Here is a 20,401-nt window from a genome sequence, read left to right as displayed (position 1 = left end):
TATATAAATATATATAGCGAAAAACAGCAATTGGCTATCTTGTGGTTTTAGCGTTAGAATCTGTAGGAAAAGTGGGGGTTTTAGCGATTAGCGGCTATACCCAAAATGACTTTTTTAACCATGGTTCAGTTAGCTGTGAGCACAGTGACTGAGCACAAACTCCTAGCCTTAGTGTCTACGTTGTTGCGTTTATGGACAATATGATGCTCTGGCCGTGGCTTTAAGCCACCAGGGTGCGAGGTAGAAATGCCTGCATCTCCCGTATTTGGAAAGGTGTTATGGTACAACTTACAGACGCATTTGCGCGCAAGTTCTATTACTTGCGCCTATCGATTACCGATGTGTGTAATTTTCGCTGCACATACTGCCTGCCCGATGGCTACCGCCCGGACGGAGTAAAAAGTTTTCTCAGCCTTGACGAAATAAGCCGCGTCAGCCGGGCATTTGCCCTATTGGGAACAGAAAAAATCCGTTTGACAGGGGGCGAGCCCTCTATGCGTCGCGATTTTACCGATATCATCGCCACGATCCGTCAAAATCCCGCGATCCGCACCCTAGCGGTGACCACCAATGGTTACCGTTTAGCACGTGATGCCGCCCAGTGGCGTGAGGCGGGGTTGACGGCAATTAATGTTAGTGTTGATAGCCTCGACCCACGGCAGTTTCATGCCATCACCGGGCAAGATAAATTTCATCAAGTGATGCAAGGCATTGATGCCGCTTTTGATGCGGGTTTTGAGAAAGTCAAAATCAATGCCGTGCTGATGCGGGATGTTAATGACAAGAATCTCGGTGCTTTCCTTAACTGGATAAAATCTCGCCCGATTCAACTGCGATTTATTGAACTGATGGAGACCGGTGAGGGCGGTAATTTGTTCCGCAAACACCATGTTTCCGGCAGCGTCATCCGTCAGCAATTGCTCCAGCAAGGCTGGCAGCAGCAAGAGCGCTCGCGCAGCGATGGCCCGGCTCGGGTGTTTCATCACCCGGACTATCTGGGCGAAGTCGGGCTTATCATGCCCTATGAGAAAGATTTCTGTGCGAGTTGTAATCGCCTGCGTGTTTCAGCGCTGGGAAACCTGCACTTATGCTTATTTGGCGAGCAGGGCATTACGCTGCGTGATTTGTTGGCCAGTGATGACCAGCAACATGAGTTAATGGCGCGGATTCAAAGCGCATTGCAAACCAAAAAGCAAACTCATTTCTTGCATCAAGGCAACAGCGGTATCACACAGAATTTATCGTTTATTGGTGGCTGATCGGCTGCAATATCAAGAACAAAGGTTATCTATGACCCAACTGACTCACATTAATGCCGCTGGCGAAGCCCATATGGTGGATGTTTCCGCCAAAGCTGACACTGTACGTGAAGCGCGAGCGGAAGCTTTTGTTGAAATGCATGCTACGACATTAGCGATGATTATCGAGGGCAGTCATCATAAAGGTGATGTGTTTGCCACAGCACGAATTGCTGGCATTCAAGCGGCCAAAAAAACCTGGGAATTAATTCCCCTGTGTCACCCGCTGCTGCTTACCAAAGTGGAAGTTCAACTGGAAGCGCAACCGGAACACAATAGAGTTCGCATCGAATCCTGCTGCCGCTTGACCGGTAAAACTGGGGTGGAAATGGAAGCCCTCACCGCGGCATCTGTTGCAGCCCTGACTATTTACGACATGTGTAAAGCCGTACAAAAAGACATGATAATTGGCCCGATTCGTCTGTTGGCAAAAAGTGGCGGAAAATCCGGTGATTTTAAGGTGAACCCATGATTCAGATTCTGTTTTTTGCTCAGGTGCGTGAGCTGGTGGGAACCGATCGCTTGCAACTGGCAGCGGAATTCCCAACGGTTGAAGCTTTGCGCCAATCCCTATGTCAGCGGGGTGAGCGCTGGCAGTTAGCACTTGAAGAAGGTAAATTGCTCACGGCGGTGAATCAATCGCTGGTCAACATGCAGCACCCTTTAGTCGCGGGAGATGAAGTGGCTTTCTTCCCACCAGTGACCGGAGGTTGATGATGGACAACACGCGTATTCGTGTCGGGCCGGAGGCATTTAATGTCGGCGAGGAGTACATCTGGTTGTCACAGTGCGATGAAGATGGCGCGGTGGTCACCTTCACCGGCAAAGTCCGAAATCATAATTTGGGGGCTAATGTCAGTGCTTTGACGCTCGAGCATTATCCAGGGATGACAGAAAAAGCGCTGGAAGAAATTATTGCTCAAGCGCGCAGCCGCTGGCCCTTGCAGCGCGTATCAGTTATTCATCGGGTGGGGTCGCTGTTTCCCGGCGATGAAATTGTTTTTGTCGGTGTGACCAGTGCTCATCGCAGTATGGCGTTTGAGTCGGCTGAGTTTATTATGGATTATCTGAAAACACGGGCACCATTCTGGAAACGCGAAGCGACCACTGACGGCGAACGTTGGGTCGAATCACGCGACAGTGATCATGCTGCTGCCAGGCGTTGGTAAACTGTACGTAAACCCGTGTAAAGATCGGCCCTAAACATCTATTTTTACTCCCTTGTTTGCCCTATTTCTGTGGTACCCTTAAAGAGTCGGTGGGCTGTCAGTTGATAGCCTGTATCATTATTTATATGCATAAGGTAACTACCATGGATCGCTATCCACGCTCTAATGGTTCAATTGTCGAACGTGCCAACTCTGGCATTCAGGCATATATGGCGCAGGTATACGGCTGGATGACCTGTGGTCTGTTATTAACAGCAGTAGTCGCTTGGTACGCAGCGAACACGCCTGCGGTAATGAATTTTATCTTCTCCAGCCAGATCACCTTTTTCGGGCTGATTATTGTTCAGTTAGGTCTGGTATTTGTTATTTCAGGCATGGTTAACCGCTTAAGCGGTTCAATGGCTACCAGCCTATTTATGTTGTATTCGGCGCTGACGGGCCTGACACTGTCTAGCATTCTTATCATGTACACCGGCGCTTCTATTGCCAGCACATTTATTATTTGTGCCGGGATGTTTGGTGCGATGAGTGTGTATGGCTATACCACTAAACGTGATTTGAGTGGTATGGGTAGCATGCTGTTTATGGGCTTGATCGGTATCGTGTTGGCTTCTATCGTTAATATCTGGCTGAAAAGCCCGGCATTGATGTGGGCTGTCACTTATATCGGCGTGTTGGTGTTTGTTGGTCTGACTGCTTACGATACTCAGAAACTGAAAAATATGGGTGCACAGTTGGATTCTAATGATAGAGATAATTTCCGTAAATATTCTATCGTCGGCGCATTGACTCTGTATCTTGATTTCATCAATTTGTTCCTGATGTTACTGCGGATTTTCGGCAACCGCCGCTAAGCGGGTTGATTAAGAGCTGCGACGCGGCAGATTCGCCCGGCGTACACTGCTCAAAATTTGAAAGGACACCAGATTGGTGTCCTTTTTGCTTTTGGTGAGCGGATATACAGTACTAACGATTAAATCCGTTACGCAATTTTCCGTCTAAACATTCCATACGCCACACTACCTGTCGTGGCCGTTATCACCAATAGCGGCCACAAGCTGTGCCAGATAATATCGAAACTGGCATCTTTGAGATAAATCTGTTTGGTGATGTCAGTAAAGTGGCGGATAGGATTGATCCACGTGATGTTTTGCAGCCAGATGGGCATGTTCTCCACTGGGGATACATAACCAGAAAGCAGGATTGCCGGCATCATAAAGACAAATACGCCAATAAATGCTTGCTGCTGAGTGGAACATAGCGATGAAATCAATAAGCCAAAACCGACCAGCGACAGGCCGTAGAGCAACATAGTGCCGTAGAACAGTGCCAGTGACCCGGCAAAAGGAATCTGGTAGAAAAATATCCCGATAAACAACACAATAGTGGCCTGGAATGTGGCCACTATCAGCGCCGGAACCGCTTTGCCGATAAAAATCTGCCAGGTTGTCAGTGGCGAAACCAAAAGTTGCTCCAACGTGCCTTGTTCTCGCTCCCGCGCCACTGATAGCGACGTCACAATCAGTACGCCGATAGTTGTAATCATCGCAATCAATGACGGCACTACAAACCATTTGTAATCCAAGTTCGGGTTATACCAGTTTCGAATCACCAGCTCGCTGTTATTGGGCTTAACTTGCCCCTTAGTCAATTCTAATTGGTACTCCTGCACGATTTGCTGAATGTAATTTGCCGCTATCTGAGCACTGTTGGAATTGCGCCCATCTAGTACGAGTTGTAGCTGAGTCATTTTGCCATTTGCCAAATCCGCACTGAACTGCTCAGGAAAGCGAATCAACAGCAGCGCTTTCTGATTATCAATGACGGGCTGAATCTCTTGTGGGCTGTGCAGTAGCAAGACGTGAGAAAAGGCTTCGGCTTTAGCAAAGCGCTGGGTGAGTTCGACCGAGGCCTTACCGCTATCCTCGCTGTAAATGGCGATAGTGGCATTGGTCACTTCTAATGTGGCGGCAAATGGGAATAAGATCACCTGCAATATCACTGGCATGATTAATATTGCACGGGTTTGCGGTTCACGTAGTAGCGACTGCAACTCTTTAATAATCAATGTGTAGAGGCGATGAAACATTGCCAACTCCCTTCTGCTAATCGAGTCGACGACTTAATCTAATCGACGATGAGTTTTCCAAGCTGTCAGGCCAATAAAGACCACGGCTGATGCGATCAGGAACAATAGGTTAATCACCAAAACGGTACCGATATTCCCCGCCAAAAACAGAGTTTGCAGGCTACTGACAAAATAGCGGGCAGGAATGATATAGGTCACGGCGCGGACAACGGCTGGCATACTGTCGATTTGGAAAATAAATCCAGACAGCATAACCGCGGGCAGGAATGCGGCGTTCAATGCCACCATAGCAGCATTGAACTGGTTGCGGGTGATAGTCGAAATCAATAACCCCATGCCCAGTGTGCTGGCTAAGAACAAGCTGGTCATGACAAACAATATCCACAATGAGCCACGATAAGGTACACCGAGGATAAACACCGCGACCACCATACATAGCGTCATAGCGACCATGCCGAGCACGTAATAGGGGATAAGTTTCGACAACAACAATTCACTGCGCGTGACCTGAGTCGACAGTAACGCCTCCATGGTGCCGCGTTCCCATTCGCGGGCGATCACCAGCGACGTCAGGATCGCGCCAATCACTGTCATGATAATAGTGATGGCACCTGGAATAATAAAATGTCGGCTAATGGCAGCAGGGTTAAACCAATAACGCACCTGAATCTCTATTAACGGATCATTCTTTTGCCCCAGATTTTGCGCCTGCTGCTGTTGCCATATTTGCCATACACCTTGAGCATAGCCTTGCACAAAGTTGGCTGTATTTGGCTCACTGCCATCAGTAATTACCTGAATTGGGGCTTTACTCTCAGGCCGTGCAAGTTGCTCGGCAAAGTCATTGGGAATCACAATAAGCCCACGAATTTTACCGGCCTGCATCGCCTGAATCAGTGCCTGACGGTTATCACTAATTTGTGGCGAGATATAGGGTGAACTGGCGAAGGCGTTAGCCAAATCTTGTGCGGGTTGGCTCTGTTGTTCCATCAAAATGCCAATATGCAGCTTGCTCGAATCCAGATTAATACCGTAGCCAAATATAAACAGCAACAATAGGGGGATGACAAAAGCAATCAGCCCGCTGCTTGGGTCACGTAGAATTTGCCGGGTTTCTTTATTGCACAGCGCCCGTAAGCGACGCCAGGAGAATCCCGTGTCTTGATAAGTTTCACTCTCATTTACCGGCGATTTATTTACATGGGAATCATGTGGCTCGGTCATGATTGCGGCTCCTTATCATTTTGCTGGTCATAGCGCAGGACCAATCCGATAAATGCTTCTTCCATCGATGGATTCGGATTTTCATCAGTAGCAACTTGCTGTTTTAGCTCATCCGGTGTACCTGCGGCGATGATTTTGCCGCGATAAACCAGGCCGATGCGATCACAATACTCCGCTTCATCCATAAAATGAGTGGTGACCATGACCGTCACACCTTTGTCGACCATCCCATTGATATGCAGCCAAAACTCACGGCGAGTGAGAGGGTCAACACCTGAAGTTGGTTCGTCCAGAAACAGGATATCGGGTTCATGCATCAGGGCGCATGCCAGCGCCAGGCGCTGTTTGAATCCAAGCGGTAGTGAATCGGGTGTTTGTTTGAGAATCGGCGTGAAATTAAACGCTGACGTCATATCGGCAATTTTATCGCGCTGGATTTTACCCTGTAGGCCATAAACACCGGAGAAAAACTTCAGGTTTTGCTCCACTGTCAGGTTGCCATACAGTGAAAATTTCTGCGCCATATAACCCAAATGTTGGCGTGCTTTACCTGAGCTGGTTTTCAGGTCCATACCCAGCACCAATGCCTTGCCACTACTGGGAACCAGCAAACCACACATCATCTTAAATGTGGTCGATTTACCCGCGCCATTCGGCCCGAGTAAGCCAAATATCTCGCCACGTTTTACTTGAAAATTCACATGGTCGGTGGCGGCGAAATCACCAAATTTCTTGGTTAACTCTTGGGCTTCAATCACTGTTTCGTCATGACTACCTTCGACTTTGGGCATAATTTTTGCCAAAGCAGACTCACTGGCCGGGCCGCCGCCCAGCAAGTCAATAAAGGCATCTTCAAAGCGCGGTTCGGCCTCCATGATTTCGCCATTAGGTTGATTTAACAGGGATAATACCTGACTGTGATCCACTTCTGGTTTGAGGATCAATCGCACATATTTTCCCTGAATAACCCCATCACTGACCTGTGGTAACGTCAAGGCGTGCTGTAATAATTTGCGGTTAGTTCCAGTTTGGGCGGCGACCAAAATAGTTCGGCCACGCATACGCTGTGTCAGTTCCTGCGGCGCACCGCTATAAAGCAACTTCCCTTCATTGAGCAGCAAAACTTCGCGGCATTGCTCGGCTTCATCCAGATAGGAGGTACTCCACAGGATAAGCATGCCGTCACTCGCCAACTCATGAACCATGCGCCATAACTCGCGGCGTGATATGGGGTCGACACCGACACCTGGCTCATCAAGCAACAAAACTTTCGGTTGGCCGACCAAGGTACAAGCCAGCCCCAGTTTTTGCTTCATACCGCCAGAAAGCTTGCCCGCCAGCCGTTCAGTAAAACGGGTCAAATCGGTAAAAGTCAGCAGGCGCTCAAATGTCTGGCGGCGTTGTTCACCGGTAACACCGCGTAAATCGGCATACAGTGTCAGGTTCTCCATCACCGTCAAATCTTCATACAAACCAAATTTTTGCGGCATATAACCGAGGATTGAATGCAACTGGCGATCATTTTCCACCGGGTCGAGACCCACAACTGTCAGCTTGCCATGACTGGGTTTGAGCAACCCTGCTAACATTCGTAACAGTGTGGTCTTACCGGCACCATCAGGCCCGACCAAACCGGTGACTGCCCCGCTGCGAATTTCAGTGGTCAGGCTGGCAACGGCAGGACTCTCCAGTCCGGGGAAGGATTTTTCGACACCTTCCAAAGTAATAAGATGCTGGATGCCATTCATAGCTCATACCACCTTAAGGTTGTACAAAGCGGACAGTGACCGGCATACCCTGGCGCAGCGACTCATCGGCATCGGTGATGATAATACGTAAGCGATAAACCAGGTCGGTGCGTAAATCCGGCGTTTCCACACTCTTAGGGGTAAATTCGGCGGTCGGCGAAACAAAACCGATTTTGCCGTGATAAGGCTTATCTGGGCGGCCATCGGTAAAGACTTCGACCTCAGTCCCAGGAATCGCTTGACCCAAATGACGCTCGCTGACATAGGCCCGCACCCAAACAGGATCAGTCAGAGAGAGCGTAAAGACGGTGTTGCTGGCAGATAGAATGGTGCCAGGCTCAACTGCGCGTGTCAGTACTGTCCCGCCAGAAGGAGAGAGTAGGGTGGTATCTTGCAAGTTGAGCTGGGCTTGCGCCAATTCAGCTTCACTTTGCGCCAGATTTGCTTCGGCTTGCGCAATTTCTTGCGGGCGGTTACCGCTTAAGTATTGAGCCAGCTTATCTTTCGATGCTTGCAGATTGGCTTGAGCCTGATTACGCGCGGTACGGGCATTTTCCAATTCGTTAGCTGAAGTGGCTTTATTAGCCCACAACCCTTGTTGGCGTTTGAGGAAGCTGTCAGCGTAACTGAATGCAGCCTCACGCTGGGAAACCTCAGACCTGACCTGGGCAATCTCCTCCTCCCGATAGCCCGCTTTGAGTAACGCTAACTGAGCTTGTGCACTTTGTACATTCGCCTGCGCTTGTTTGAGGGCGTTGACATAAGGGCCATCATCCAGTTTTCCTAACACTTCGCCCGGCTGAATTTTATCGCCTTCATCGACCGCGAGAGAGGCTAGCCGGCCACTGACTCTAAAGCCCAGATTCACGGTACGAATATCGACATTGCCGTATAACGTCAATGTGGCGTCTTGTTGTTGGCGATAATAACTCCATCCGTAACCTATTGCCGCCAACAGAGCGACAATAACGACGGCCACTATAATCTTCTTGCGATTCATAATGCTCCCTATCTGTTACCGATTTTTATGACAACCAGGTCAGCGATTTCACCCTAATGTTTTAGTCCGCAGCCCATAAAGCAATAGGTCAATATGTTCGATAAGTACTTGATTAATCATCTCACTTTCCGACTCGCCGATTTTCAGCCACCCTGCTTGTCGACGGATAGTCTCTCGCCCCATACGGAAAGCCAGCACCTCACCAATCAATGCATGAGTATGAAGAATGGTTTTTGTAGCACTTGCATCTGCACCAATGAATGCTGCCAGCAATAAATTCATTTTTTGATGTAAGGGAGAAATAGCCTGAGCATGAATTAGCGGGTATGCATCTGTGGGGGAAAGTTGCTCTCGCGCCATGATTTTGCTGATATTTAGCGTTTCTGGCTGTGTCATTAAGTGGCTGAATTCTAATAAGCCGCGGTGGATATAATGCAACTGCTGTTCCGGGCTTTGTTCCTGGCTCGGTAGCAGCAGAAATTGGTCAATTTCCAATGCCAATGGCGCGAAAGCCTGTTGGATAAAATCTGCAATTTGTTGTGCCACCGCCAGATACAAACCTTCTTTAGAATTGAAGTAGTAGGTAATCGCGGCAATATTCTGGCCAGCCCGTTGAGCAATCTCACGGGTGGTAGCCCCTTTCAAACCCTGTTCGCCGAACAACTCGGTCGCCGCTTGTATCAGTTGTTGACGGGCTTGTTCACCGCGAGAGGTGACAGGTATTGCTGGTGTCAGATTGTGAGGTGTGGAATGGGACATAGGCTCCAAACTCAGTACAATTCCCCTGCAGGGGGAGAGATGAATAAAATTTATGCTAATAATAGTAATAGCTAAATAATAAATCAATCATATGATTAACTTTAGGCCGCTACTGAGAATATGTAAAGTTATGGCCGGAATTCGCCCTGTTTTTGTGATCGCAAGTGGGTTAATCGATAGAAATAAATCAATTTTCTTGATGTTTGAGTTAATAAAAATCTTAAGAAACGTGTAAATATCCCTTTTCCTGCTAAACATCTGTTATAATCAGCCGCAATGGTGCACTGCAGTTTGTGCCAATCCTCGTGGTAATGCCTCAATTCATGCCTCGTCTGATAATCTTCCCTTGAAACTGCACCTGACGATATCGCCGGGATTGGGAAGATCTGGAGCTTCTCGTAATATGTCATTTGATTCTCTCGGTTTAAACGCCGACATCCTGCGTGCTGTTGAAGAGCAGGGCTACCTTGTGCCGACGCCAATTCAACGTCAGGCAATCCCTGTGGTACTGGAAGGCCGTGATTTAATGGCCAGCGCACAAACCGGTACCGGTAAAACCGCTGGTTTCACTTTGCCATTGTTGCAACTGCTGAGTCAGGACCAACAGCCAATTAAAGGCCGTCGCCCGGTGCGCGCGTTGATTTTGACGCCGACTCGCGAACTGGCTGCGCAGATTGACGAAAACGTCCAGAGTTACAGCAAATACCTGAAGCTGCGTTCGCTGGTGGTATTTGGTGGCGTTAGCATTAACCCACAGATGATGAAATTGCGTGGTGGTGTTGATATTTTGGTCGCCACTCCGGGCCGTTTACTGGATCTGGAACATCAGAACGCTGTTGATTTGTCCAAGATTGAGATTTTAGTGCTGGACGAAGCCGACCGTATGCTGGATATGGGCTTTATCCACGATATCCGCCGTGTTTTGGCAAAACTGCCAGCTAAGCGTCAGAACTTGCTGTTCTCCGCCACCTTCTCTGATGAGATTAAAGGTTTGGCTAGCAAGCTGTTGCATAACCCCGCTTCTGTTGAAGTGGCGCGTCGCAACACCGCTTCTGAACAAATTGCACAAAGTGTTCATTTTGTGGACAAAAACCGCAAACGCGAGCTGTTGTCTCAGATGATTGGCGAAGGTAACTGGCAGCAAGTATTGGTGTTCAACCGCACCAAACATGGTGCTAACCATTTGGCTGAACAATTGAATAAAGACGGCATTACTGCCGCCGCTATTCACGGTAACAAGAGTCAGGGCGCACGTACTCGTGCATTGGCTGATTTTAAAGACGGCAAAATCCGTGTACTGGTCGCGACTGATATCGCCGCTCGTGGTTTGGATATTGATCAGTTACCTCATGTGGTTAACTATGAACTGCCAAACGTACCGGAAGATTACGTGCACCGCATTGGCCGTACTGGCCGCGCGGAACGTACTGGTGAAGCGATTTCTTTAGTTTGTGTTGATGAACATAAACTGTTGCGTGATATCGAGCGCTTACTGAAACGTGAAATTCCACGCATTGCGCTGGATGGCTATGAGCCGGACCCGAGCATTAAAGCTGATCCGATTCAAAATGGCCGCCAAGGTCGCGGAGCACAACGCCCTGGTATGGGTCGTGGTAGCAGTGCCGGCCGCCCACAAAATGGTGGCGCAGCAGCAGGTCGTGGCGATAGCCGCACCAGCCGCCCACGTAGCCAGGCTGATGGTCAACGCCGCCCGGCAGGCCCGTCTTCACGTGGCCGTAGCCGTAAACCAGGCGAATAAGTTAAACTGTATTCGTTGATAAAACCGCTTCTTTGGAGGCGGTTTTTTTTCATCTGTATCCATGCCATTACAGGGTTATTCCTTGTCTTAACCCCGGCTTGCCCCGTATCATTGCCGGTCTTTTTTACCGTTATACTGTGGTTGAAATAAGGAAGTAGGATAAATGATATGCGGGTAATACTGGCACCAATGGAAGGGGTATTGGACTCACTGGTGCGCGAGCTTCTTAGTGAAGTCAATGATTACGACCTTTGTATCACCGAGTTCTTACGGGTGGTCGATCAGCTATTGCCTACAAAATCATTCTACCGCCTCTGCCCTGAACTTCATCAACAGAGCCGAACCTCGTCTGGCACTCAGGTGCGCATCCAATTGTTAGGCCAATATCCTCAGTGGTTAGCGGAAAATGCCGCTCGAGCAGTTGAACTGGGATCTTACGGTGTGGATCTAAACTGCGGTTGCCCTTCTAAATTGGTTAACGGCAGTGGCGGTGGGGCCACATTATTAAAAGATCCTGAGCTGATTTATCAAGGCGCGAAAGCGATGCGTGAAGCTGTACCGGCCCATCTGCCCGTAACGGTAAAGATTCGTTTAGGTTGGGATTCGGGTGAACGCCAGTTCGAAATTGCTGATGCGGTGCAACAAGCAGGTGCAACGGAATTAGCGGTACATGGCCGCACCAAAGAAGATGGCTACCAAGCAGAACGTATTAACTGGCAGGCAATAGGTGAAATTCGCCAACGCCTGGCCATACCGGTGATTGCCAATGGCGAAATTTGGGATTATCAGAGTGCACAAGAGTGCATGAAAGTCACGGGTTGTGATGCTGTGATGTTAGGCCGTGGCGCACTGAATGTGCCGAATTTGAGCCGTGTAGTGAAGTATAACGAACCGCGTATGCCGTGGCCGGAAGTGGTCACATTGCTGCAAAAGTATGTGCAATTAGAGAAGCAGGGCGATACGGGTTTGTATCATGTTGCCCGCATCAAGCAGTGGCTGGGGTATCTGCGTAAAGAATATACTGAAGCCACGGATTTATTCAGTGAAATCCGCGCATTAAAAACCTCAAAAGATATTGCATTAGCTATTACTCGTATTCGAGTATAAGTATGGCTAAATACCGTTGCCTATAAACCAGCTAAAGATATTGGCAACGGCGTATTTTCTCTGTGAATTTATTGTTTTTTGTCCTGCATCTGTTTAAGGACTTTGCCGAAGCTGATAGTTTTCCTACCCACTTTTTTCATCCCTTCTTCCGGGAGATAACTGAATTTTACGTAAAGTAGCTTACCATCAGCCTTTTCCTGATGTTTTAGCTTTTTAATAACGTCATACATTTCTTTTATATCTACAGGAATACCTGCGGTATCAGTTACCACCGAGCCAGGTAGAAATATTGATATTTGCTCAACCGATTTACTCAATAAATCATGTAGTGGAAATAAGCCAGTAAATCGCTGCCGTGGCACATAATCGGTAATACCTATATAAATATCAGGCAGTTCTTTAATATGATTTTCAATGCCACGAGTTTGGTTTTTAATCAGAAATTCTGAAACTTCAATAGGGGTACCAATTAACACTAATGGCTTGGTAGAATTACCCTTTTCTGCAAAGAGATACTCATTATTGCTATCTTTAACAGCCTTCTGTAGTTCACCGCGGTCAACAATCAGGCTGTAATATCTTCCCTCTTTTACAATAGGGGCTGGCTCGCGCCATAGGGTAATTTCATTGGCGGATACAGCACTCACTCCTACAGTCGAACATATAAACAATATAGATGTATTAACTAAGGTTTTCATCAATAAGATCCTTCTCATTATGACCATTTTATGCAAATTATTAGTTAAGAAATAATAATTGCATTCTACTTTTGCCCATTCACTTTTTCTTTCGACCGATAAACTTCGCAATACCCAATAGGAATACTGCACCAACAAAAATCAGCAATGCATCCACCCAAAATGTCAGAGATGCCAGATTTTCATCATGAATGTCCGCTAAACCAGCCGCGATTAAAAATACACCGAAAAGAATACCAAAAATTGTCGTTCCCATATAAACACCTGTTAATTAGGTTTATCTGAATATTTCTGTTGGCATTATAGACTAATATTGAAGTTGGCTGTATTTACTTACGTAAATGTTTACCGCTGAGCAGCGATTAGTCAGCTTTAATCTTTGTAACAATCATTTTAAGAATGTGTGGTGCGCGGTGCATTACTGTAATTTATAATGCGCCAGATCAACCACAATGGCCCCAGATAACCTATTTAAGCTGATGAACATGCATGTGAAAATCCGTTTTGCACTATTAAGTTTCTTGCTTTTATCTACCAGTATCAGTGTTGTTCCTACCGCGATAGCGAGTGGTGGAGCCAGTGAAGTTAAAGGTAAAGCCCCTCTTGAGCTGGCCTCGGGGAGCGCTATGGTGGTTGATTTACAAACGAATAAAGTGATTTATGCTAACAATGCAGATGAGGTCGTGCCGATCGCATCCATCACCAAATTGATGACAGCAATGGTGGTATTAGATGCTAAATTACCGCTTGATGAGATTATTTCAGTCGATATCCATCAAACCAAAGAAATGAAAGGTGTATTTTCACGGGTTAAAGTGAACAGTGAAATTAGCCGCAAAGATATGTTGTTGCTGGCGCTAATGTCGTCGGAGAATCGTGCCGCAGCAAGTCTGGCTCATCATTATCCCGGCGGTTATAACGCCTTTATTAAGGCGATGAATGCAAAAGCTAAATCACTAGGAATGATCAAAACGCGCTATGTCGAACCCACCGGTCTCTCGATTAATAATGTTTCGACAGCGCGTGACCTTACTAAATTATTGATAGCGACCAAGCAATATCCACTCATAGGTCAGCTAAGCACTACGACCGAGAAAATGGCAACATTCCGAGAGCCAAATTACACGTTGCCGTTCCGAAACACTAACCATTTAGTTTATAACGATAAATGGAATATCCAGCTAACTAAAACCGGTTTTACCAATCAGGCAGGGCACTGTTTGGCAATGCGTACCGTTATTGGTAACCGCCCTGTTGCACTGGTTGTTTTGGATGCTTTTGGTAAATATACCCATTTTGCAGATGCAAACCGCCTGCGCAGTTGGATGGAAACGGGCAAGGCCGCCCCCATCCCCGGAGCTGCAAAAAGCTATCGCCAGCAAAAAGATGCTCAAGGCCGATTAGCTCAGGTATCCGAATAAATACAGCAATTGATAATAGAAAGGCAGAGTTTGCGAGTGACTGGCAAATTCTGCCTATAATATTTAATAAGTAGCGCTCATATTACTGATAAAAATTAGAAAATTAGTTTAAATACGCCAGTAATGGTCAGTAAGCCTACAATAAAAATGATCGCAATAATCCACAGTATTATTTTCATTTGTTCTCCCAGTCATCAAGATGAAAAAATAACGTTTACTAGTCATACCAACCTTAGTTGGTAGTAGACTATGACTATAGTTTGTCTGGAAGAATCCATACGCTATGATGCTGCAATTCGGATAATGCTTATTTTTCTGATTCAAACCATACCCATTACTGGTAGCGTTATTTTGTCTGCCAATATTTAAGTTTTGACGTTTTGCCAATCCCAGGGTTAAAGCTGTTGGTTGGATCTATCTGTTGATAAAAAGCCTTTAAAGCTGGCTTGGCGATATAGAGGTGCCCGACATTATGTTCGGCTGGATATTCCGCTCCTTTATCATTCAGAAGAGCCAACATTTTTTGTTTTAAGGCGTGCGTATCGACTCCTTTCTTCACAATATAATCTTGATGAAAAACATGGCACAAAAAGTGTCCATAATAGAGTTTGGCAACCAGACATTGGTCTATTTCAGCTGGTAGAGTTTCAAACCACTGCTCTTCATTACGTGGTAGAGCAATATCCAGCGCGAGAATGTCTTCAACTTTATCGGCATGAACTGCGTGATAGCGAACGGCGGCCCCAGCCGCAGCAAAACGATGTAAAAAAGCTTTTTTACCCTCATCGGCAGTACAGGTAATAAAATTGCCTTCCGCAGTAGCAAAAAACTCCTTTAAAAATTGCTGGGCTTCAGTAATTCCTTGACCTGACATTTTCAACATCAAGTGATGCTCATATCTATTACGATAACTCTTAAGCCGCTTTGGCAAATGGTTGGGGAGTACCTGGCTAAAACCTTGCATGATCCGATCAGTTAAGTGATCAACCAGAAACGGAACTTTACTCAGGCGCGCATCAATTTTGCCTTTTAAGGTGAAAAAACGTGGCATATTATTGGTGCCCATACTGTTGATCATGACAAATGTATCTTTGCCATACACCTCCGCAATATCAAAAATGTCACGATGCATGTATTCACCAGCAATAGGCAAATGTTTGAAGTCGCGTAAAATAGCACGCCGCAGTTCTGTTAATACTTGAGTCTGGTTGGTGCCGATATAAAAAACTTGCTGCTGTTTTTCACTGGGGAATGTATCCAGGCGAACAGCAAACACAGCCAATTTACCTGCGCATCCAGATGCTTCAAATAGGCGTCTTGGGTCAGCATTAAAACGGGATGGGGTGGGGGCATCAATATCTCTCACTCGCGTAGCATATTCATGATCAGATGCTTGCTGTGTCCCTTGAACAATATCGCTGGCCCGATATTTACCCCGTTCTAAACGTTGTAAAATCTCCTCTGGCGTATTGCCTAAATTAATTCCTAGATGATTAATTAATTGCAACTCACCTTGTGCATCGATTTGCGCATATAGTGCCATTTCGGTGTAGGCAGGGCCTCTTTGAACCAATGAGCCGCCTGAGTTATTGCAAATACCACCGATAACAGAAGCACCGATGCAGGAAGAACCAATGACTGAATGGGGTTCGCGGTCATAAGGTTTTAAGCGTTTTTCCAGTTGATTCAAAGTACTACCGGGAAAGCCAATAACCTGCTTACCATCGTTGAGTAACTGAATTTGATTGAGGCGTAATGTATTCAATATGACAATAGGGCGGTCGTAATCATCACCACTAGGAGTTGAACCCTCGGTCAGTCCAGTATTCGCTGCTTGCATGATAACGATAGTGTCGGCTGCTACGCAGGCCTGCAATAACTGCCATTGTTGCAACAATGTAGAAGGAAATACCACAACGAGGGCAGACCCTGCTCCTGATCGAAAACCGGTACGATAACGTTCAGTTTGTCGTTCGCCAGTCAATAAATAGCGTGCGCCAACAATATGCTGTAACTGAGTTAACAAGGTTTGAGTTTTTTTATCATTAGATTGTTTCATACAAGCATATCCCTATCATTGTATTAATTTTGTGAAACTTTCCACGTCATTAGCGTTTTTATTGTTATTTGTGCAGCGCACGGTTTAGCATGGCTAATGCGGACGCTAATTTGATGAGTGTCACAATAATAATTTTTAACCCTCAGACTATGAAGTATAGGATCTAATTTGATTATGACACGGATTAATAAGGCATTTTATGAGTGAGCATTTTGTTGGTAAATATGAGGTTGAGTTGAAGTTTCAGGTATCGGATATCGCTCAATTGCATAATCAGTTAGTTATGCATAAAGCAATTGCATTTACCGTCGATAATCATGAAAAAGATATCTATCTGGAAGCGAATAGCGGTGATTTAGCGGCTAAGCAAATAAGTATGGTTTTACGAGAAATGAATCCATCAGGTATTCGTTTGTGGATAGTTAAAGGGCCGGGTGCCGAACGTTGCGAAGCGGCTAATATTGAAGATATCGATAAAGTGCAGAGTATGTTGTCAACATTAGGTTATCAGCCGGCGTTTACATTGGAGAAACGACGTAGTATCTATTTTATTGGAAAATTTCATGTCACGGTTGATAACCTGGCGGGATTGGGTGATTTTGCTGAAATAGCTATTATGACTGATGATGCTTCGGTGCTTGATAATCTCAAGGCTGAATGCCGAGATTTAGCTGATAGATTAGGATTATTGGCAGAACAACAAGAAAGTCGCTCATACCGACAGCTATTGGGTTTCTAGCGAGCACACGCAGAACCCTCATGATGTCATATTGGCCGTTCCAGGTGTCACGGCCAGATAGCCCTATTTTTTCATCAAAGACTTCAAGTTAGCGAATGGATTATGGGTGGCAACTCCCTGATCATTCTGTGCATCATCGCCAGCAATCACTGTCGAGCCATAGAGGTCTGCTTCGGTATATTTGGAGTGTTCATGGTCATGGCAAAAAAGGCATAACATCTCCCAATTGCTGCCATCTTCGGGGTTATTACTGTGATCATGGTCGATATGGTGAACAGTTAGTTCGCGCAGATTGGAATAAACGAATTCTCGTGAACATTTACCGCAAACCCACGGAAAAATCTTCAACGCTTTTTCTCTATACCCACTTTCCAACCGCGCGTAGTTCTTCGGTATATATGCCATATCAGCCTTCTATTCTACGAAAAAATAATGGTTCTATTTTAGCGTGAAAGCAGGCAGTAGACTATCTACTATTGGCTATTAATCTTTAGGTCATACTCCATCATTAGAGCCAACCTCTAAAGGAAGATATTGAATCAATTATAAAAATATGTGTCTAGATATTCATGTTGCTACTGAGACTTTTTGAGACTTTTGCTGATGATTTAAAGAGATAAGTCGTTTTACACTATCACTGAGTTTTTATAGTCACTTTTTCACATTTTTCAGTATAGAGTTATTAGCATAAGGTTATGTGTATCTCGCTAATAGACTTATTTTACGGCAGGCAATATAGCGTGTTTAGCCTGAAATCCTTTGCCGATACAGTTGAGGCGATATGAAAGAATCTGAGGTACTGGCCGAAGTCAGTAATGAAAACCAGACATTAGTAGCCGTGGTGCAACAAGACCAGCGGGTAGTGTATTTCTATATTTATCCGCAAGAGGCGTTTGAAGAGCGTTTTCCTGTTCGCGCTTGTTGGGTGAGAAATTTGGTTGCAGCGCCAATATCGGCTGATAATGTCGCCCTGGAACAAGGATTAGCTCCGCGATTAGCTGCCGAGTTTTGCCGTAATGTGGCCGGTGAGGCTGAACTTGATGCGCAGTTTATTTCAATTATCTGGTCAGAAAGTGATGATGGCGCAGCATTATGGTATCAGGGGCAATTACTGGCGATTATTCCCGGTTGGAGTTTATATATTGATCACTCGGTTTGTTATTCTGCCAGTTGTATTAAAGATAATCCACTAACATTACCGCTGGGTTCAGCTTCCACCAATACACAATATGCTCGTGCTCAAAATACACGCCAATTTTGGCGAACCTGGCAGCAGGAAGAAGGGAACCCTTGGCCTGCGTTACAGGCCGAATATATTCAGTGCTATGAACAACATTTCGGCCCTGCGATAAAATATTATGCCATCGATCAAGGTAAGTGGCCGCCGATGGCTATCTCACAACACGAAAAAGAGGGAATATATTATTTTCTGACGTTGGGGGTTAGTATTCGCCCTCAGCCATGGGTTGAAATATTATTCAATGACGATGCGACTAAATACCGGCGTTTCGAAATGGCTATAGCGATTGATAGCCAATATGTTAATGAGGACAATGCTATTCATATGGCTAGCGCACTGGCCGGTTTTGCTCATGTACCCTGGGGCAAAATAACCTGGCTGGGGGAAGGGCATACCTTGGAGTCAGAAGTTGCTCCTCAAGGGTATGAAGGCTATATTTTATCATCAAAGCTTTATGACAATGCTGATAGCCTAATATTGCCTCTTCAGCAAGATGACCCGGTTAATATATATTGGGCTAGCCCTGTTTTTGCCAGTGAAAGAGAATTCGCCCATAGTGCTCCGAATGGTGGGTATGATTTGCTGAAAAAGCTGCAACAACACGGAGTTAATCATATTTTTTCACCGCGTGAATCTGTTATTTAATTTCGTCTGAATATGGCCAATTTGATTTGCAGATTTTGTTATTCGGGTCTTAACTTAACAATGACGATAGCAGTTTTAGGCTGTAATGTTAAATTTGTAATGAGTGAAGTAGGTAAATCTGCTATCAGTGATTTTTAATTTTATGGAGGTGCTTATGGGCATACTATCTTGGATTATTTTTGGTCTTATCGCCGGTATTTTGGCTAAATGGATTATGCCAGGAGAGGATGGTGGTGGTTTTATTATGACTATAATCCTCGGCGTGGTGGGTGCGCTGGTTGGTGGCTATATCAGTACTTTCTTTGGAATGGGCAAGGTTGATGGGTTTAACTTTGGCAGCTTTGTGGTGGCGGTTATCGGCTCGCTGGTTGTGTTATTTGTCTACCGAAAGTTGAGAAGTTAGAGGTTATTTAAATGCTTTCACAGTAATTTTAAATAATTATTAACTGGCGAAATTAGCATTAATCAAGAAATACAGACTTATCAAAATATAGGAAGGTGGCTAAATTTTGTCACCTTTCTCTCATAAAACTATCATCAATATGCAATAGAAATATTCGTTAATGGCTCATGACTACAGGCAATCTGAGAGACATGACATGGGCCAGGCGTTACGTAAATTCACTGTGGCTGATTATCCAGCTGCGGTGTCAGAATCGCGTAAAAAGGTACTTGCTGTTAAAGGTTTAGTTAAAGCGTATAAGTCACAGCATAGAGTTCTGGATGATATTAATTTTGAGCTTCACGCAGGTGAGTTTGTCGCAATAATTGGCCGTTCTGGTGCCGGTAAATCGACATTATTGCATGTTTTAAATGGTACTATTCCCAGCAGTGCTGGTGAAATTATTAATTACCATGACAATGGTGAGACCCAGAATATCGCTGCTCTGACAACCAAGCAGATGAGAAAGTGGCGAGCCAAATGTGGTATGATTTTTCAAGATTTCTGTTTGGTTCCGCGCCTCGATGTTATGACTAATGTTTTATTAGGCCGCCTCAGTTATACCTCCACACTAAAATCATTTTTTAAAATTTTTGCAGACCAGGATCGCGCCAGGGCAATCGAATTGTTGCAATGGCTTAATATGCTGCCACATGCCTTGCAACGTGCAGAAAACCTCTCGGGTGGGCAAATGCAGCGAGTAGCTATTTGTCGTGCCATGATGCAAAACCCCAAAATATTATTGGCTGATGAGCCCGTCGCTTCTTTGGACCCCAAAAACACCACGCGCATTATGAATACATTGCAGAAAATAAGTGAAGACGATATTGCAGTCGTCGTTAACTTACACTCTGTCGATTTAGTAAAAGAGTATTGTACCAGAGTCATTGGTATTGCTCATGGACGGATCATTTTTGACGGACATCCCTCTATGCTGAATGACACTATTATTCAGGATATATATAGCGATGAATCAACTGAGCTTTTGCATTAATTCCCACTTA

At 45.6% G+C, this 20,401-nt stretch carries 21 protein-coding genes and 1 riboswitch; of the genes, 12 read left to right on the top strand and 9 right to left on the bottom strand.

Annotated elements, in window-relative coordinates:
- The first annotated feature begins 147 nt into the window (after positions 1-147).
- A riboswitch (molybdenum cofactor riboswitch) is annotated at positions 148-292 on the top strand.
- From moaA to QSV56_RS09625, 5 genes are all read left to right on the top strand, one after another.
- On the top strand, positions 279-1,259 hold the full coding sequence (gene moaA, locus QSV56_RS09645; protein ID WP_046051316.1) for a GTP 3',8-cyclase MoaA: 981 nt from the start codon (positions 279-281) through the stop codon (positions 1,257-1,259). It overlaps the preceding riboswitch by 14 nt.
- Positions 1,260-1,290: 31 nt before the next feature.
- The gene (moaC, locus tag QSV56_RS09640; protein WP_005168086.1) at positions 1,291-1,770 is read left to right on the top strand and encodes a cyclic pyranopterin monophosphate synthase MoaC; all 480 of its coding nucleotides are present in this window, start codon (positions 1,291-1,293) and stop codon (positions 1,768-1,770) included.
- Positions 1,767-2,012, top strand: coding sequence for a molybdopterin synthase sulfur carrier subunit (gene moaD / locus QSV56_RS09635; protein ID WP_005168089.1), 246 nt, complete (start codon positions 1,767-1,769; stop codon positions 2,010-2,012). The genes moaC and moaD overlap by 4 nt, the downstream gene beginning before the upstream one ends.
- Positions 2,013-2,014: 2 nt before the next feature.
- On the top strand, positions 2,015-2,467 hold the full coding sequence (moaE, locus tag QSV56_RS09630; RefSeq protein WP_046051315.1) for a molybdopterin synthase catalytic subunit MoaE: 453 nt from the start codon (positions 2,015-2,017) through the stop codon (positions 2,465-2,467).
- Positions 2,468-2,610: 143 nt separating this feature from the next.
- A complete protein-coding gene (locus QSV56_RS09625) occupies positions 2,611-3,321 on the top strand; it encodes a Bax inhibitor-1/YccA family protein (protein ID WP_005158923.1) in 711 nt (236 codons plus the stop codon).
- A 128-nt stretch (positions 3,322-3,449) separates the two neighbouring features.
- Here the strand turns inward: QSV56_RS09625 and QSV56_RS09620 are convergent, their stop codons facing one another.
- Genes QSV56_RS09620 through cecR form a run of 5 tightly spaced genes read right to left on the bottom strand, consistent with a single transcriptional unit; the run spans position 3,450 to position 9,287 of the window.
- Entirely contained in the window at positions 3,450-4,556 is a 1,107-nt protein-coding gene (locus tag QSV56_RS09620; RefSeq protein ID WP_005168094.1) for an ABC transporter permease, read from the bottom strand.
- Between the two features lie 33 nt (positions 4,557-4,589).
- The gene (locus tag QSV56_RS09615) at positions 4,590-5,780 is read right to left on the bottom strand and encodes an ABC transporter permease (RefSeq protein ID WP_019081105.1); all 1,191 of its coding nucleotides are present in this window, start codon (positions 5,778-5,780) and stop codon (positions 4,590-4,592) included.
- On the bottom strand, positions 5,777-7,528 hold the full coding sequence (locus QSV56_RS09610) for an ATP-binding cassette domain-containing protein (RefSeq protein ID WP_046051314.1): 1,752 nt from the start codon (positions 7,526-7,528) through the stop codon (positions 5,777-5,779). The genes QSV56_RS09615 and QSV56_RS09610 overlap by 4 nt, the downstream gene beginning before the upstream one ends.
- 13 nt (positions 7,529-7,541) lie before the next feature.
- Complete coding sequence (gene hlyD / locus QSV56_RS09605) at positions 7,542-8,528, bottom strand: secretion protein HlyD (RefSeq protein ID WP_005158910.1); 987 nt, start codon at positions 8,526-8,528, stop codon at positions 7,542-7,544.
- Positions 8,529-8,576: 48 nt separating this feature from the next.
- Positions 8,577-9,287 (bottom strand): transcriptional regulator CecR, encoded by a 711-nt coding sequence (cecR, locus tag QSV56_RS09600; RefSeq protein ID WP_046695297.1) that lies wholly within the window; start codon positions 9,285-9,287, stop codon positions 8,577-8,579.
- A gap of 403 nt (positions 9,288-9,690) precedes the next feature.
- Here cecR and rhlE point away from each other — a divergent pair, with 403 nt between their 5' ends.
- Both rhlE and dusC read left to right on the top strand, forming a co-directional pair.
- Positions 9,691-11,046, top strand: coding sequence for an ATP-dependent RNA helicase RhlE (rhlE, locus tag QSV56_RS09595; RefSeq protein WP_005158906.1), 1,356 nt, complete (start codon positions 9,691-9,693; stop codon positions 11,044-11,046).
- A 168-nt stretch (positions 11,047-11,214) separates the two neighbouring features.
- Complete coding sequence (gene dusC / locus QSV56_RS09590) at positions 11,215-12,153, top strand: tRNA dihydrouridine(16) synthase DusC (RefSeq protein ID WP_046051311.1); 939 nt, start codon at positions 11,215-11,217, stop codon at positions 12,151-12,153.
- 68 nt (positions 12,154-12,221) lie between these two features.
- On the opposite strand, the gene QSV56_RS09585 is transcribed toward dusC, so the two are convergent.
- Complete coding sequence (locus tag QSV56_RS09585; RefSeq protein WP_046051310.1) at positions 12,222-12,851, bottom strand: hypothetical protein; 630 nt, start codon at positions 12,849-12,851, stop codon at positions 12,222-12,224.
- A gap of 79 nt (positions 12,852-12,930) precedes the next feature.
- Positions 12,931-13,107, bottom strand: a complete 177-nt coding sequence (locus tag QSV56_RS09580) for a hypothetical protein (RefSeq protein ID WP_004391528.1) — start codon at positions 13,105-13,107, stop codon at positions 12,931-12,933.
- A gap of 229 nt (positions 13,108-13,336) precedes the next feature.
- Between QSV56_RS09580 and pbpG the strand changes: the two genes are divergently transcribed.
- Positions 13,337-14,272 carry a D-alanyl-D-alanine endopeptidase gene (gene pbpG / locus QSV56_RS09575; protein ID WP_046052053.1) on the top strand — a complete coding sequence of 312 codons (936 nt, stop codon included), beginning with the start codon at positions 13,337-13,339 and terminating at the stop codon, positions 14,270-14,272.
- Positions 14,273-14,618: 346 nt separating this feature from the next.
- Here pbpG and dld read toward each other — a convergent pair whose 3' ends face one another.
- Positions 14,619-16,331: a D-lactate dehydrogenase gene (gene dld / locus QSV56_RS09570; protein WP_301212135.1), complete on the bottom strand. Its 1,713-nt coding sequence runs from the start codon at positions 16,329-16,331 to the stop codon at positions 14,619-14,621.
- Between the two features lie 199 nt (positions 16,332-16,530).
- Here dld and cyaB point away from each other — a divergent pair, with 199 nt between their 5' ends.
- Complete coding sequence (gene cyaB / locus QSV56_RS09565; protein ID WP_046051308.1) at positions 16,531-17,070, top strand: class IV adenylate cyclase; 540 nt, start codon at positions 16,531-16,533, stop codon at positions 17,068-17,070.
- Positions 17,071-17,133: 63 nt separating this feature from the next.
- Here cyaB and yajD read toward each other — a convergent pair whose 3' ends face one another.
- Positions 17,134-17,475: an HNH nuclease YajD gene (gene yajD / locus QSV56_RS09560; protein WP_005158894.1), complete on the bottom strand. Its 342-nt coding sequence runs from the start codon at positions 17,473-17,475 to the stop codon at positions 17,134-17,136.
- Positions 17,476-17,851: 376 nt separating this feature from the next.
- Here yajD and QSV56_RS09555 point away from each other — a divergent pair, with 376 nt between their 5' ends.
- The 3 genes from QSV56_RS09555 to phnC all read left to right on the top strand — a co-directional run bounded on the left by QSV56_RS09555 (position 17,852) and on the right by phnC (position 20,391).
- Positions 17,852-18,955, top strand: a complete 1,104-nt coding sequence (locus QSV56_RS09555) for a suppressor of fused domain protein (RefSeq protein ID WP_050298715.1) — start codon at positions 17,852-17,854, stop codon at positions 18,953-18,955.
- 154 nt (positions 18,956-19,109) lie between these two features.
- Positions 19,110-19,358, top strand: coding sequence for a GlsB/YeaQ/YmgE family stress response membrane protein (locus QSV56_RS09550; protein WP_005158887.1), 249 nt, complete (start codon positions 19,110-19,112; stop codon positions 19,356-19,358).
- Between the two features lie 196 nt (positions 19,359-19,554).
- Positions 19,555-20,391 carry a phosphonate ABC transporter ATP-binding protein gene (gene phnC / locus QSV56_RS09545; protein WP_019082710.1) on the top strand — a complete coding sequence of 279 codons (837 nt, stop codon included), beginning with the start codon at positions 19,555-19,557 and terminating at the stop codon, positions 20,389-20,391.
- Positions 20,392-20,401 lie beyond the last annotated feature (10 nt).

This window comes from Yersinia sp. 22-579, assembly GCF_030433455.1.
GTDB lineage: Bacteria > Pseudomonadota > Gammaproteobacteria > Enterobacterales > Enterobacteriaceae > Yersinia > Yersinia enterocolitica.
This window is presented reverse-complemented; position numbering and strand designations above follow the sequence as displayed.

Coding starts and splice junctions, on each gene's coding strand:
- moaA (WP_046051316.1), top strand. CDS start 279: ATGGTACAACTTACAGACGCATTTGCGCGCAAGTTCTATTACTTGCGC.
- moaC (WP_005168086.1), top strand. CDS start 1,291: ATGACCCAACTGACTCACATTAATGCCGCTGGCGAAGCCCATATGGTG.
- moaD (WP_005168089.1), top strand. CDS start 1,767: ATGATTCAGATTCTGTTTTTTGCTCAGGTGCGTGAGCTGGTGGGAACC.
- moaE (WP_046051315.1), top strand. CDS start 2,015: ATGGACAACACGCGTATTCGTGTCGGGCCGGAGGCATTTAATGTCGGC.
- QSV56_RS09625 (WP_005158923.1), top strand. CDS start 2,611: ATGGATCGCTATCCACGCTCTAATGGTTCAATTGTCGAACGTGCCAAC.
- QSV56_RS09620 (WP_005168094.1), bottom strand. CDS start 4,556: ATGTTTCATCGCCTCTACACATTGATTATTAAAGAGTTGCAGTCGCTA.
- QSV56_RS09615 (WP_019081105.1), bottom strand. CDS start 5,780: ATGACCGAGCCACATGATTCCCATGTAAATAAATCGCCGGTAAATGAG.
- QSV56_RS09610 (WP_046051314.1), bottom strand. CDS start 7,528: ATGAATGGCATCCAGCATCTTATTACTTTGGAAGGTGTCGAAAAATCC.
- hlyD (WP_005158910.1), bottom strand. CDS start 8,528: ATGAATCGCAAGAAGATTATAGTGGCCGTCGTTATTGTCGCTCTGTTG.
- cecR (WP_046695297.1), bottom strand. CDS start 9,287: ATGTCCCATTCCACACCTCACAATCTGACACCAGCAATACCTGTCACC.
- rhlE (WP_005158906.1), top strand. CDS start 9,691: ATGTCATTTGATTCTCTCGGTTTAAACGCCGACATCCTGCGTGCTGTT.
- dusC (WP_046051311.1), top strand. CDS start 11,215: ATGCGGGTAATACTGGCACCAATGGAAGGGGTATTGGACTCACTGGTG.
- QSV56_RS09585 (WP_046051310.1), bottom strand. CDS start 12,851: ATGAAAACCTTAGTTAATACATCTATATTGTTTATATGTTCGACTGTA.
- QSV56_RS09580 (WP_004391528.1), bottom strand. CDS start 13,107: ATGGGAACGACAATTTTTGGTATTCTTTTCGGTGTATTTTTAATCGCG.
- pbpG (WP_046052053.1), top strand. CDS start 13,337: ATGCATGTGAAAATCCGTTTTGCACTATTAAGTTTCTTGCTTTTATCT.
- dld (WP_301212135.1), bottom strand. CDS start 16,331: ATGAAACAATCTAATGATAAAAAAACTCAAACCTTGTTAACTCAGTTA.
- cyaB (WP_046051308.1), top strand. CDS start 16,531: ATGAGTGAGCATTTTGTTGGTAAATATGAGGTTGAGTTGAAGTTTCAG.
- yajD (WP_005158894.1), bottom strand. CDS start 17,475: ATGGCATATATACCGAAGAACTACGCGCGGTTGGAAAGTGGGTATAGA.
- QSV56_RS09555 (WP_050298715.1), top strand. CDS start 17,852: ATGAAAGAATCTGAGGTACTGGCCGAAGTCAGTAATGAAAACCAGACA.
- QSV56_RS09550 (WP_005158887.1), top strand. CDS start 19,110: ATGGGCATACTATCTTGGATTATTTTTGGTCTTATCGCCGGTATTTTG.
- phnC (WP_019082710.1), top strand. CDS start 19,555: ATGGGCCAGGCGTTACGTAAATTCACTGTGGCTGATTATCCAGCTGCG.